Raw genomic sequence first — 12,898 nt, forward strand, 5'->3', positions numbered from 1 at the left:
CGCCCCGCGTAAGGCACAGGTGGGTAACCTCTCCTGGTCGCCGGGTGGCCGATAGGAGATGATGCCCACCGTGACCGGACCAGAGCGCGAGCCAGCGCAGACGCCGTCGGATGCTGATCCGGCGCTCGCCGGCCTGACCGTCGGGCTCGGTGGGCCGTCGGGGCGGTTCGCCCGGCTCAGCTCGTCGTGGTGGACGCCGCTGCGGATCGCGCTCGCGGTCTGCACGATCACCTTCGGGCTCGGCGTCCTGCAGAAGGCGCCCTGTATGGAGGCCGGCTGGGACCGGCAGAGCTGGCGGCCGTTCAAGGCGCTGTGCTACTCCGACATCGGGTTCCTGTATCAGGAGCGCGGCTTCGCGGAGGGCAACCGGCCGTTCCTGGACACCGGCAACTACCCGGTGCTCGAGTACCCGGTGCTGACCGGCGGTTTCATGGAGGTCGCGGCGCAGATCACCTGGCTGATCACCGGCGACCCGAAGAAGGACCTGACCGTCGAGCAGAAGCGCGACACCGCCGGCGTGTTCTTCCTGGTGAACACCGTGCTGCTGTTCCTCTGCGCCCTGCTGATCGTCGGCCTGACCGTGGCGACGGCTCGGGGCGTCGAGTCCAGACCCGGCGCGGCCCGCGGGCAGCCGCTGGACGCCCTGTACGTCGCCGCGGCGCCGGTGCTCGCGCTGACGTCCACGATCAACTGGGACCTGTTCGCGGTGGCGCTGACGGCCGGGGCGATGTTCGCGTGGTCACGCGGGAAACCCATCTGGTTCGGCGTACTGCTCGGGCTCGGGACAGCGGCGAAGTTCTACCCGTTCCTGCTGCTCGGTCCGTTGCTGATCGTCTGCATCCGCGGGCGAAAGCTGTGGCCGTGGTTCCAGGCGACGATCGCGGCCGCGGTCGCGTGGGGCCTGGTGAACGCGCCGATCTACCTGCTCGCGAAGAACGAGTGGTTGTCGTTCTGGCAGTTCAACGACGAGCGGGAGAGCGACTACGGCTCGATCTGGTACGTCCTGAAGCTCGCCAAGCACGAGGTCGCGGACGTCAACCAGCTGAACATCGTGATCTTCGCCGGGCTGTGCCTGTCGATCGCGATCCTCGGGCTGATGGCGCCCCGACCGCCGCGGTTCGCGCAGCTCGCGTTCCTGGTGGTGGCCGCGTTCCTGCTGATCAACAAGGTCTACTCACCGCAGTACGTGCTGTGGCTGCTGCCGCTGGTGGCGCTGGCCCGCCCGCGGCTGCGCGACTGGCTGATCTGGCAGGCCTGCGAATGCTTCTACTGGATGCTGGTCTGGATGCATCTGGCGCAGTTCCTGGCGCCCGGTGATCCGCAGATCCCGGACCGGATCTACTGGTTGTCGGTGATCCTGCGGATGGCGGGCACGCTGTGGCTGATGCTGGTGGTCGCGCGCGACATCCTGCTCCCGGAGAACGATCCCGTCCGCCGGGGCGACGCGGTGGACGACCCGTCCGACGGCGTCCACTCCCGCGGGCAGACGCGGCTCGCGACCGCCTAGAGCACCTAGAGCACCTAGAGCACCAGCTTCGACACGTCGAGGTTGCCGCCGCTCACCACGGCGGCGGTGACACCGGTGGGTTGCACGCTGCCTTCGAGCAGCGCGGCGAAGGGAGCCGCCGCCGCGGGCTCGAGGGCGAGCTTCGTGCGCGACATGACCAGGCGCGTCGCCTCCAGGAGTGCGTCCTCGCCGACCCGGACGACCGCGTCGACGTACTGCTGGATCAGCGGGAGGTTGCGGGTGCCGCAGACGGGCGCGGCGAGACCGTCGGCGATCGAGCGGGCGGTGGGGAGGCGCTGCGGTTCGCCGGCTTCCAGGCTGCGGCTGACCACGTCGGCTCGCTGCGGCTCGATCCCGATCACGCGGATGTCCGGCTTCAGCAGCTTGACCGCGGTGGCGACTCCCGAGATCAGCCCGCCGCCGCCCACCGGAACCAGCACCGCGGCGAGATCGGGGCGATCCGCCAGCAGTTCGAGGCCGAGGCTGGCGTGGCCGGTGATCACGTCCTCGTCGTCGAACGGGTGCACCCCGGTCAGTCCGCGCTCGTCCCGGATCCGCTCGTAAGCGGCCATCAGGTCACCCTCGACGAGCTCGACGGTGGCGCCGTACCCGCGGGCCGCGGCGATCTTCGCCGGGACGGCCGTCGTGGCCATCACCACGGTCGCCGGGACGCCGGCGTCCCGGGCGGCCCAGGCGAGCGCTCCGGCGGCGTTCCCGGCCGAGACTGTCACCACCCCACGCTCCCGCTCGGCGGCACTCAGCCGGAGCAGCTTGGTCAGCAGGCCGCGGACCTTGAAGCTGCCGGTCTTCTGGAACAGCTCCGCCTTCAGCACCAGATCGGCGGCGAAGTGGTCGTTCAGTGCGGACGAGGTCAGCATCGGTGTGCGGTGGATGCGTCCGTCGAGGTCGCGGGCGGCCTGGCGGATGGCGTCGAGCGTCGGCATACCCAGACTCTAAAGTCCACCAGGTCGGTCAACCGGGACGGCCGCCGGCGAGACCCTGCTGTACGGGCGTCGCCGGGGCCACCCGGAGTCGGCTGCGAGCTAGATCCGGCCCGCGACCGCGGCGGCGAGTTTGCCGGCCGCGTCCGGGGACTGCGGGAGGAACAGGTACGGCTCGATGAGCTCGATCTCCATCAGCAGGAAGCGGTCGTTGACCACGACGCCGTCGACCCGGGCGTACGTCGGCGTCGGGCCGGAGGCTGCCAGCGCGGCGCGGGCGGCCTCGAGGACCGCCGCGGGCGGATCGGCCGGCGTCGTCCGGCCGCCGTGCGACTCCTGGACCCGGTAGTCGCCGGCCGCGGGCTGCTTGACCACCGCGTGGCTGAACTCGCCGTCGAAGAACAGCAGCGACCACTCACCGTCGGACTGGATCTCCGGCACGAACGGCTGCACGAGGTACACCACGTCAGGCAGCTCGTCGAGCGCCCGCTCGAGCTCGGGGGATCCCGCGATGCCGCGGACGGTGTGCAGGGCGTTGCCGCTCACGGTCGGCTTGATCACGATCTGCTCACCGGCCAGCCCGGCGACGACCTCGCGCAGGCAGGGGCCTGCCGCGACCTGGGACGGGACGATCGCCACGCCGCGTTCGCGTAGTTCGAGCAGGTACTGCTTGTCGCTGTTCCAGCGGACCTGGTCCGTGGAGTTCAGCACCGGTACGCCGGCCTTGTCGAGCTGGGCTAGCCACTCGGTGAACACGTCGTACAGCCGGAAGTAGTCCCAGACCGTGCGCAGCAGGACCGCGTCGTACGCGGACCAGTCGACCGACGGGTCGGTCCAGACCTCGACCACCGGGTCGAGGCCCGCGGCGCGGAGCGCGTCCAGAAGCGGGCGTTCGTGCGGGTGCAACTCAGCGTAGTCGGCCGAAGTCGCGAGGGCGATGCGTTTCGTCACGCCCGCCAGTGTTGGCGGCGAGAGGCGCTGCGGTCAAACCTGATTCCGCAGCGACCCGGCCACGGAGCGTGAGTGCGATGACAACGATGACGGCGGCGGCCAGCTGGATCAGGCCCTGCCGCGTGTCGTGTCCGAAGCTCCCGTAGGCGAGGTACGACGCGACCGGTACGGCGATCCACTCGGGACGACCGGCCAGCGCGGCGAGGGCGATCAGCGGGAGGCCGTACCACGGGTACGTCGGCGTGGCGACCAGCAGCGCCGCGCCGTACAGCCAGCAACAGGTGAGCGCGAGCGGGTCGCGTCGGGCACGGCGGAAGGCGAGGACCGCGAGGCCGAGGGCGAGGGCCGCCGCGGCGACCTGCCGGGCCTCAGGAGGCAGCAGGAGCGCGAGAATCGCCGACCGCGAGCTGCCGTCCTCGAAGCCTTCCTGGTGGAGGTAGCCGGGCAGGAAACCCAGCACCAGGATGCCGACGGCAAGGACATGCGGGACGTAGGACGCGACGAAGGTGCCCAGGGCAACGTGGGGCTTCCGGCGGCGGAACGCGGGGAGCAGCAGCAGCGGCAGGAGCTTCACGCTGCCGGCCGCGCCGAGGAGGATCGCGGCCAGTCGTGGCCGGCGGGCGGCCGTGACCACGGCGGCCGTGACGAGGAGAGCGGCGAGGACGTCGACGTGGGCGGCGTTGCTCGCTTCGAGGGCGACGATCGGTGACCAACCCCACAAGGCCGCCCATCGTGGGTTCTGTACGGCGAGTAGCCAGGTGAGTGCGATCGCGAGCAAAGCGGCTGCCAACTGCAGGCCTGAGGTGCCGACGGACCACGGCGTGAGGAGCGCGACCAGGGTGAAGTACGCCTCGGCGACGGGCGGGTAGATGGTCGGCACGCCCGGTCGATTGATCCGCGTCCGGGCGTCGTCCACGGGCAGGCTCGCCGGGTCCTTCGGGATGCTCGTCACGCCCGACCGCTGATCCGGCGACAACCCCGGGAACAGCACCGGGTCCCGCAGGTGCGCCAACCGATCGTCCAGCGGCACGTAGCCGTACGGCGAATGTCCCGACAACTGCACACGCCCGTCCCACACGTACCGGTAGGCGTCCGTGCTCGTGATCGGTGCGTGCAGCACCCCCGGCACCTGGCACAGCCCCGCCACGACCACCACCGCGCCGACAGTCAACCCGCGCCCGAACCGCCACACCAGCAGCCCGACCAATCCGCTCCCGACCGCCAGCACCACATTCGGCCACCACTGCCGCTCCGCGGCCCACACAGCCACCACCCCGACCCCGACCGCCACCACACCGGCCAACCCTCCCCAAACCCGACTTTGTGCATGGTTGCCGTGTTTCCGCGGCCATTTTGTGCGGATCCCGTGCACAAAGTGGGGGATCGAGGGGCGCATCAGGCGGTCCGGCGGAGGGTGAGGAAGGCTCGGTGCGGGGTGCGCCAGTCCTCGGTGGGGTGCAGGCGGGTGGCGCGGGCGTGCCGGATCAGGGCGCGCGTGCCGATTCTTGCCCAGGGCAGCGGGGTGGAACGGCGTCCGGTGGAGCTGCGCAGCACGATCGGCGTGGTGTCGTCGAGCTCGTCGTCCGGGTCGACCTCGACGAGCACGAGACCGTCGGGCCGGACGAGCTCGGCGCAGCGCCGCAGCAGGTCCGCCGGATCGCCGCCGATCCCGATGTTGCCGTCCATCAGCACCACGCTGCCCCAGCGGCCCTCGCCGGGCAGCCGATCCTGCACCGGGCGATGCAGCGCGGCCGCACCGCGCGACGTGGTGAGCGACACCGCGCGCGGCGACACGTCGACCCCGAGTGCGGGGATCCCGCGTTCCGCCAGCGCGGTGACGATCCGCCCCGGCCCGCACCCGATGTCCAGCACCGGCCCTTCGCAGCGGCTCAGCGCCAGTCGATCCACCTCGTCCGCCGGCGCCGTCCAGCGGTCCAGCTCGGACAGTGACGGCACGGTCCGCCCGTCGGGGCCGGTGGCAACGACCTGCGTCGTACCGCCGAGTGCCTGGTCGAACAGCAGCCCTGGATGCGCTGCGTGCTGCAGCCGCCGATGCAGGCGCGACACCCGCAGCGACGGGTACTCGGCCGCGAGGTACGCCGCGTCCCGTGGCGTGTCCATGTCCCGCAACGTCGGCAGCATCCGCACCCGCAATCCCAGCGACAGCAGCCGCCGGAGCTGGTCCCGTCCGGTGTGGTCGGTCGACATCGGTACGCCGACCAGCGCGCGCCGATCCGGCTGCCGGAGCCCGAGGCACCAGTACCCGCCGTCCTCGGTCAGCCCGAGCACCGCGTCGTACCTGGACCAATGGAATCCGAGGAGCTCGGGCCGTAGCTGCGGCGTGTCCATCCCGACAAGCAGCATCGGCGTGCCGTCGTACGCGTCCTCGAACGCCGCCGCGAGCCGCTCGTCCAGTCCGCCGCCGCGCTGCTCCACGATCTCGAACCCGGGCGGCAACCACGGCCCCGGATCACCCTCGAGTACGACCACCCGCCGCGTCGCGGGCGCGGCCTGGACAGCGGTCAGCGTGTCGACGAGCGACGCCCGCGCGAGCGCCGCGGCCTCCCGCGGGGTGAACTCGGTCTGCAGCCGCGTCTTCACCCGCCCGGGTACGGGTGCCTTCGCGATCACGATCAGGGTGTTCACCGGGCGAGCACCTTGGACATGTCGCGGACCGCTCGGGCGGCGCCCAGCGGCGTACCGGTGACCTTCGAGCGGCCCGAGCGCGGGAGATAGTCGACGTCGACCTCCGCGATCCGCCACCCGGCGTCGGCGGCGCGGACGACCGTCTCCAGCGGGTATCCGGAGCGCCGGTCCGTCAGCCCGAGACCGAGCAGCGCCGTACGCCGGGCCGCGCGCATCGGGCCGAGGTCGTGCAAGGCCACGCCCGTACGCCGCCGGATCCGCCGGGAGAGCTCCGCGTTGGCCAGCCGGAGGTGCCACGGCCAGACCTCCCGCGACACCGGGCGTCGTCGGCCGACGATCAGGTCCGCGCGGCCGGCGACGACCGGCGCGACGACCCGGACCAGCTGCCGCGGATCGAGTGAGGCGTCGGCGTCCATCACGGCGACGACGTCCGCGTCGGCCGCCTCCAGGCCGGCGTGACACGCGGCGCCGTAGCCCTTGAGCTCGCACTCCACGACGGTCGCGCCCAATCCGGCGGCGATCGCGGCCGAGTCGTCCGTGGAGCCGTTGTCGACGACGATCGCGCGGACATCGGGTGGGAGCCGCTCGAGGACCCAGGGCAGCGCGGCCGCCTCGTTGAGGCACGGCAGGACGAGATCGACCGACATGCTTCGACGGTAGGGACGGATCGGCGCCCGCGGGGGCGGAACACGACTACGGGTTGCTTACGGCGTACTGCGTTGCGGTGCTGGTGCGGCGGCTGGACGAGCGGAGGATCTACGCTCGGAGCGTGGCTACTCGTGTGCTTGTGGTGGACGACGACCCGACCGTGTCGAACGTCGTCTCGGCCTATCTGACGAAGGCCGGGTACGACGCCCGCGTGGTCGCGGACGGCGCGTCCGCGGTCGAGGTCTGGCAGCAGTGGAAGCCGTCCGTCGTCGTCCTGGACGTGATGCTTCCCGGGCTGTCCGGGCTCGACGTGCTGCGCCGGATGCGCGCGGCCGACGACGGCGCGGCGGTGATCATGCTGTCCGCGCGCGGCGAGGAGGAGGACCGGCTGGTCGGGCTCGAGGTCGGCGCCGACGACTACGTGGTCAAGCCGTTCAGCCCGCGGGAGCTCACGCTGCGGGTGCAGGCGATGGTACGGCGCGAGGAGCGGCTGGCCGGGCTCGATCTGACGCCGACGAAGTTGAGCGCTGGGCCGGTGCTCGTCGACACCGCGGCGCGGAGGGCGTATCTCGACGGGACCGAGCTGTCGCTGACGCATCGCGAGTTCGACCTGCTGGCGTATCTCGTGTCTCATGCCGGCAAGGCGTACACGAAGGCCGAGCTGCTGCGCCGCGTCTGGGGGTGGGACTTCGGCGACTCGTCCACCGTCACCGTGCACGTCCGGCGGTTGCGGGAGAAGATCGAGACCGACCCGTCCGACCCGAAGCTCGTGCTCACCGTCCCGCGCACCGGCTACCTCTTCGCGGGGGATGCCGAGTGAACAGGGACATGGCGACCATCCTGGCGCTGACCACTTTGTGGACTCTGGTGGTGGCTGCGGTCGGGGCGGCCGTGTTGTGGCGTTTCCGGCGGCGGTCGTTGCGGATCACGATGATCGTGGCGGCGCTGGCCCCGATGGCCGGCGCGCTGGCCGCGGTGCTGCAGAGCGTGCGCGCGATGTTCATCTCCGAGCACGACTCGTGGGTGGTGTTGTGGACGCTCGCGTTCGCGGCGCTGCTCGGGCTGGCGATGTCGGTGCTGCTCGGGCACTGGATCAGCGTCGGGTCGCGGGACGTCGGGCGGCGGTTGCGGCATCTCGGTACGTCGTACGAGCCGACCGAAGCCGCCGGCGGGGCGGTGCCGGCCGAGCTGTCCGCGTTGACCGACGAGCTGGAGATGACCAGGAAGAAGCTGGCGGCGTCGCATCAGCGGGAGCGGGCGCTGGAGACCAGCCGGCGGGAACTGGTCGCGTTCATGTCGCACGATCTGCGAACGCCGCTGGCCGGGTTGCGGGCGGTGTCCGAAGGTCTCGAGGACGGCGTCATCGACGACGTACCAGGGGCGCTGCGGCAGATGCGGGCGACGGTCGACCGGATGACCGGGCTGGTGGACGACCTGTTCGAGCTGTCCCGGTTGTCGGCCGCTCCGCCGCCGCGCCGGCGGTCCGCGGTCAGCCTGCGGGAGCTGGCGGAGGATGTCGCGGGCGAGAACAACGAGCATGCCCGGGCCGAAGGCGTCCAGCTGACGGTGGCGACGCCGGCCGACGACGATCGGCTCGCTGTGCAAGGCGATCCCGACGAGTTGACGCGCGCGGTCACCAACCTGGTCGGCAACGCGATCCGGCACACCGCGCCGGGCGGGACCGTGACGCTGACGGTGGACCGGGAGACCGATGGACGGGTCCGGCTCGCGGTGACCGACGGCTGCGGCGGGATCCCGGACGACGACCTGGACCGGGTCTTCGACGTCGGCTGGCGCGGCGACGAGCAGCGCACGCCCGAGTCCGTCGACGGCCGGTCGGGCGGCGGCGGACTCGGACTGGCGATCGCGCGTGGCGTGGTCGAGTCCCACGACGGAAAGATTGCCGTCAGCAATGTCGACGGCGGCTGCGCGTTCCGGATCGACCTGCCGCCGGTGCCGGTGCTAACCGGCCGAGCGGAGTAGGTCCTCCAGACCGGTCTGCAGGTCGTACGCCGGCTTCCAGCCCAGCTCGTCCTTCAGCCGGTCGGACGAGGCGGTGATGTGCCGGACGTCGCCGAGGCGGTACTCGCCGGTGACGATCGGCGCCGGCCCGCCGTACGCGCGCGCCAGCTCGGTCGCGACCTCACCGATGGTGGTGACGGTGCCGGTGCCGACGTTGTACGCGCGGAACGCGGGCTGCTGGGGGAGTGCGGCGGCCGACCGTGTCACCGCGGCCGCGACGTCGCGAACGTGGACGAAGTCGCGGCGCTGACCGCCGTCCTCGAAGACGCGCGGCGTCTCGCCCCGTTCGAGCATCGACCGGAAGATCGCGGCGACCCCGGCGTACGGCGTGTTCCGCGGCATGCCGGGTCCGTACACGTTGTGGAAGCGCAGTGCGGTGACCCGGCCGCCGGTCTCGCGGGCCCAGGTGGCGGCGAGATGTTCGCCGTTGAGCTTGCTGGCCGCGTAGGCGTTCCGCGGATCCGGTACGGCGTCCTCGGTGACGAGCCCCGGGCGGAGCGGCGCTCCGCACAGCGGGCAGGGCGGTTCGAAGCGGCCGGCGTCCAGGTCTTCGGTACGCCGATGGCCCGGGGCGACCTGTCCGTGCTCGTCGCAGTCGTAGCGGCCCTCGCCGTACACGACCATCGAGCTCGCGTAGACGAAGTTGCGGACGGTGCCGAGGGACTTCAGCAGTACCGCCGTACCGAGGCTGTTGGAGGAGACGTAGTCGTCGATGTCGTCGAGGTGTACGCCGAGCCCGACCTTCGCGGCCAGGTGGATGACGGTGTCGATGCCGTGCACTGCCTCGGCCACGGTGTCCGCGTCGCGGATGTCGCCGACGATCAGGCCGGGCCGCGGCTCCGGGCGATGGGCATGGACATCCGGACGGAACGAGTCGAGGACGGTGACCTCGTGGCCCTCGGCGAGAAGCTGGTCGTGGACGTGCTGCCCGATGAATCCGGCGCCGCCGGTCAGGAGGACCTTCATCGCCCCACCTCGTCGGCGGCCGGTGCTGCCGCGGTACCGTCGAGGGAGTGGCGGCAGACGCAGTCCGCGTCCGGCTTCGGGAGTTCGCGGATCACGTCTCTGAGCAGTGCCTGCAGGCGCTCGATGCTGAGCTTGAACGCCTCGAAGACCTCCGCCTGGGTCACGCCCGTGCCGGTCTCCACGCCGGCGTCGTGGTCGGTGACGACGGCGATCGAGGTGTAGCAGAGGGCGAGTTCGCGGGCGATCGCTGCCTCCGGGGCACCCGTCATGCCGACGACGGACCAGCCCTGTGCGGCGTGCCACCGCGACTCGGCGCGGGTCGAGAACCGCGGCCCGTTGATGACGACCATCGTGCCGTCGGGCACGACGTTGCCAGCGGCAATGACCGCGGCGCGGCCGACCGGGCAGTACGGGTCGGCGGCCGAGGTGTGCACCACCGGCGCCTCGTCGAACACGGTGTGCTCCCGGCCCCACGTCCGGTCGACGTACTGGTCGGGGACCACGAACGTGCCGGGCGTCAGCTCAGGTCTGAGCGAGCCGACCGCGCACGGGCCGAGGACCTGGCGGACGCCGAGTTCGCGCAGCGCCCACAGGTTCGCGCGGTAGTTGACGCGGTGCGGCGGGAACCGGTGATCGGCTCCGTGCCGCGGGATGAACGCGACCTCCCGCCCGTCGAGGTCGCCGACCACCGGCGGCTCGCTCGGAGCGCCGTACGGGGTGTCGATCTCGACCGTCTCCGCACCCGAAAGGAACGAGTAGAACCCCGACCCACCGATCACACCAACATCAGCCATGCCGCCGACGCTAACGCCACCACCGGCCCCAGCTACCCAACCGAGCCCGACCGTCAGCACCCCGTAATCCCCACTTTGTGCACCAGTTCCGCACTCCGGCGAGCCGTCGGCGCGGATGCGGTGCACAAAGTGGCCACGCGCCTGGTTGCTCGCGGGGCGGGGTGGGTTGGTGAGGAGCCTGGCTGTGGGGTTGGCTGGGCTTGTGGAGTTCTCGTGGCTGATGCTCGCGGTGGGGGTGGTGCTGTTGTTGTTGGGTGCCTACGCGAGCTGGACCGCGGGGCGGCTCGACCGGCTGCACCGGCGGGTGGAGCTGGCCCGTGCCGCACTGGAGACCGAGCTGGCGCGACGGTCCGCCCTGGTCGCGGAGCTGGCCGGCAGCGACATCCTCGACCCGGCCTCCGCGCTGCTCCTCCTCGACGCCGCGCACCGCGCCCGCGCCGCCTCGCTGGAGTCACTCGAGGTCCGCGAACAGGCCGAGTCCGCCCTCACCCGCGCGATCCATGCCACCGGCACCGAGGTCGAACCGTGGGCGGGCGAGCTGGCGCTGGCCGTGCGCCGCGTCCAACTGGCCCGCCGCTTCCACAACGACGTCGTCGTGTCGGCCCGCGAACTGCGTCGCCGCCGCCTCGTCACCTGGTTCCGGCTCGCGGGCCGCGCCCCGATGCCGACCACGATCGAACTCGAGGACGGGCGATGAGCAGCTTCGAAGAGGACCTCGAGCGCTACCGGCACGAGTTGCGGGTGCACTGTTACCGGATGCTCGGGTCGTACGACGAGGCCGAGGATCTGGTGCAGGAGACGTTCTTGCGGGCGTGGCGGGCGCGCGAGGAGTTCGAGGGGCGGTCGTCGGTGCGGGCCTGGCTGTACCGGATCGCGACGAACGCGTGCATCGACGTACGGCGTCCGCGGCGGGTGTTGCCGTACCAGTTGGAGCCGGCCTCGTTCCCCGCGACGGCGTTGCCGGCGCGGGACGACCTGCCGTGGCTGCAGCCGTTCCCCGACGTACTGCTCGACCGGTCCGAGGAGCCGGACGCGGTCGCGATCCGCCGGGAGACGATCGAGCTGGCGTTCCTGATCGCGATCCAGCACCTGCCCGCGCGGCAGCGCGCCGTACTGATCTTCCGCGACGTCCTCGGCTGGACCGCACGCGAAACCGCCGCCGCGGTCTCGCTGTCCGTGGCAGCGGTCAATTCAGCCCTCCAACGCGCGCGCCCGGTACTGCGCGAACACCTCCCGTCGCACCGCTCGGAGTGGTCGGCCCACGACTCGTCCGAGGATGAACGCAAACTCCTGCAGCGTTACCTGACCGCCTGGGACAACGCCGACCCTGCCGCGCTCGCCGCCCTGATGCACGAGGACATCCGCATCACCATGCCGCCGTACCCGTTCTGGTTCTCAGGCATCGACGACGCGATCCGCTCCCTGACCCCCAACCTCACTCCGGCGTACCGCGGCCACTGGCGCTTCGTCCCCACCACCATCAACCACCAACCCAGCCTCGCCGCCTACCTGGAGAACCACCTCTTCGCCCTGGACGTCTTCCGCATAGAATCCGCCCGAATCGCCGAAATCACCGCCTTCGAAACCACGAACCACGCCCGCTTCGGCCTCCCGGAGAAACTGCGATGAAGGTCATCGTCCACGACGAGCCGGCGCTACGTGCCGACAGCAACTACATTGCCTGGATCGCACTGGCACCGTTCGGCTTCGAGGACCAGGTCGAGCAGGTGTGGCTCCGGCGAACAGCCGACAACACAGCCGCCCTGTGCTGCATTCCTTTTCGCGCGTACGGCGTCGCGCTCGGCGACACCGTACGTCTCACACCGCACGACTCCATGGTCGCCGAGGTGCTCGCCGGATCCGGCCGCCGCGTGCTGCGCGCTCTGGTCGTCGAACCGGCCCTGGCGACGACCGCTCCCGAACTCCGGCGACACATCACCGAGGCGGGCCTACGCTCCGAATGGAGCGGCGACCGGCACGTGGCGATCGATGTCCCACCGCGGGTGGAGCCGTCGGCCCTGCTCGACTGCATGGAAGCCTGCGAGGCGGACGGCAACTTGCACTGGGAGTGGGCAGACGTCGAACCGTTCGCCGTCCGGTGAGCGAGGTCGAGTTCCCACGGATGAGGTGGGACGTGTTGGCCAGTACGACGACTTCGACTACCACGTGCATGTGTTGTACGACGATGCGGCCGTGCTGCCTGACCCGCCGGCGTCGGTGGGGTCGGTGCTTCTTCCGGGAGACGAGCTGGTTCGGCTGGTGAGGTTCGGGAACGTGCTGGACGCATTGCTCGACGACCATGGCGACGTTCATGCAGACGTATTCGTGGCGGACCCTCGTTGGCCTGAGGTGATGCGTCTGGCGGCGCTCGCATTGGCAGCCATGGTTCGGGCCGGCCGTCCTTGACCCAGCGCCTTCGTTCC

At 71.2% G+C, this 12,898-nt stretch carries 14 protein-coding genes; 7 read left to right on the forward strand and 7 right to left on the reverse strand.

Going from position 1 to position 12,898, the window contains the following annotated elements; all coding sequences use genetic code 11:
- The first annotated feature begins 61 nt into the window (after positions 1-61).
- The gene (locus tag ABZX12_RS09520; protein ID WP_355691487.1) at positions 62-1,507 is read left to right on the forward strand and encodes a glycosyltransferase 87 family protein; all 1,446 of its coding nucleotides are present in this window, start codon (positions 62-64) and stop codon (positions 1,505-1,507) included.
- Between the two features lie 14 nt (positions 1,508-1,521).
- Here ABZX12_RS09520 and ABZX12_RS09525 read toward each other — a convergent pair whose 3' ends face one another.
- The 5 genes from ABZX12_RS09525 to ABZX12_RS09545 all read right to left on the reverse strand — a co-directional run bounded on the left by ABZX12_RS09525 (position 1,522) and on the right by ABZX12_RS09545 (position 6,692).
- Positions 1,522-2,451 carry a threonine/serine dehydratase gene (locus tag ABZX12_RS09525; RefSeq protein ID WP_355691488.1) on the reverse strand — a complete coding sequence of 310 codons (930 nt, stop codon included), beginning with the start codon at positions 2,449-2,451 and terminating at the stop codon, positions 1,522-1,524.
- A gap of 99 nt (positions 2,452-2,550) precedes the next feature.
- Positions 2,551-3,399 (reverse strand): hypothetical protein, encoded by an 849-nt coding sequence (locus tag ABZX12_RS09530; RefSeq protein ID WP_355691490.1) that lies wholly within the window; start codon positions 3,397-3,399, stop codon positions 2,551-2,553.
- Positions 3,356-4,693, reverse strand: a complete 1,338-nt coding sequence (locus ABZX12_RS09535; protein WP_355691492.1) for a glycosyltransferase 87 family protein — start codon at positions 4,691-4,693, stop codon at positions 3,356-3,358. The genes ABZX12_RS09530 and ABZX12_RS09535 overlap by 44 nt, the downstream gene beginning before the upstream one ends.
- Before the next feature lie 101 nt (positions 4,694-4,794).
- The gene (locus ABZX12_RS09540; RefSeq protein ID WP_355691493.1) at positions 4,795-6,045 is read right to left on the reverse strand and encodes a DUF2064 domain-containing protein; all 1,251 of its coding nucleotides are present in this window, start codon (positions 6,043-6,045) and stop codon (positions 4,795-4,797) included.
- On the reverse strand, positions 6,042-6,692 hold the full coding sequence (locus tag ABZX12_RS09545; RefSeq protein WP_355691495.1) for a glycosyltransferase family 2 protein: 651 nt from the start codon (positions 6,690-6,692) through the stop codon (positions 6,042-6,044). Before ABZX12_RS09545 ends, ABZX12_RS09540 begins: the two co-directional genes overlap by 4 nt.
- Before the next feature lie 122 nt (positions 6,693-6,814).
- Between ABZX12_RS09545 and ABZX12_RS09550 the strand changes: the two genes are divergently transcribed.
- Positions 6,815-7,513, forward strand: a complete 699-nt coding sequence (locus ABZX12_RS09550) for a response regulator transcription factor (protein WP_355691496.1) — start codon at positions 6,815-6,817, stop codon at positions 7,511-7,513.
- Entirely contained in the window at positions 7,510-8,676 is a 1,167-nt protein-coding gene (locus ABZX12_RS09555) for a HAMP domain-containing sensor histidine kinase (RefSeq protein WP_355691498.1), read from the forward strand. The genes ABZX12_RS09550 and ABZX12_RS09555 overlap by 4 nt, the downstream gene beginning before the upstream one ends.
- Here the strand turns inward: ABZX12_RS09555 and ABZX12_RS09560 are convergent.
- Positions 8,656-9,681, reverse strand: a complete 1,026-nt coding sequence (locus ABZX12_RS09560; protein ID WP_355691500.1) for an NAD-dependent epimerase/dehydratase family protein — start codon at positions 9,679-9,681, stop codon at positions 8,656-8,658. The two genes, ABZX12_RS09555 and ABZX12_RS09560, sit on opposite strands and share 21 nt — an antisense overlap.
- The gene (locus tag ABZX12_RS09565; protein ID WP_355691502.1) at positions 9,678-10,475 is read right to left on the reverse strand and encodes an S-methyl-5'-thioadenosine phosphorylase; all 798 of its coding nucleotides are present in this window, start codon (positions 10,473-10,475) and stop codon (positions 9,678-9,680) included. The genes ABZX12_RS09560 and ABZX12_RS09565 overlap by 4 nt, the downstream gene beginning before the upstream one ends.
- A 184-nt stretch (positions 10,476-10,659) precedes the next feature.
- On the opposite strand from ABZX12_RS09565, the gene ABZX12_RS09570 reads away from it, so the two are divergent.
- From ABZX12_RS09570 to ABZX12_RS09585, 4 genes are read left to right on the forward strand one after another with little or no spacing between them, the layout of a single operon-like run.
- The gene (locus tag ABZX12_RS09570) at positions 10,660-11,172 is read left to right on the forward strand and encodes a hypothetical protein (protein ID WP_355691503.1); all 513 of its coding nucleotides are present in this window, start codon (positions 10,660-10,662) and stop codon (positions 11,170-11,172) included.
- Positions 11,169-12,104, forward strand: a complete 936-nt coding sequence (locus ABZX12_RS09575) for an RNA polymerase subunit sigma-70 (RefSeq protein WP_355691505.1) — start codon at positions 11,169-11,171, stop codon at positions 12,102-12,104. The genes ABZX12_RS09570 and ABZX12_RS09575 overlap by 4 nt, the downstream gene beginning before the upstream one ends.
- Positions 12,101-12,577, forward strand: coding sequence for a DUF4265 domain-containing protein (locus tag ABZX12_RS09580; protein ID WP_355691507.1), 477 nt, complete (start codon positions 12,101-12,103; stop codon positions 12,575-12,577). Before ABZX12_RS09575 ends, ABZX12_RS09580 begins: the two co-directional genes overlap by 4 nt.
- Positions 12,578-12,602: 25 nt before the next feature.
- Positions 12,603-12,881: a hypothetical protein gene (locus tag ABZX12_RS09585; RefSeq protein ID WP_355691509.1), complete on the forward strand. Its 279-nt coding sequence runs from the start codon at positions 12,603-12,605 to the stop codon at positions 12,879-12,881.
- Positions 12,882-12,898: the final 17 nt, after the last annotated feature.

This window comes from Kribbella sp. NPDC003505 (genome assembly GCF_040610875.1).
Classification (GTDB): Bacteria; Actinomycetota; Actinomycetes; order Propionibacteriales; family Kribbellaceae; genus Kribbella.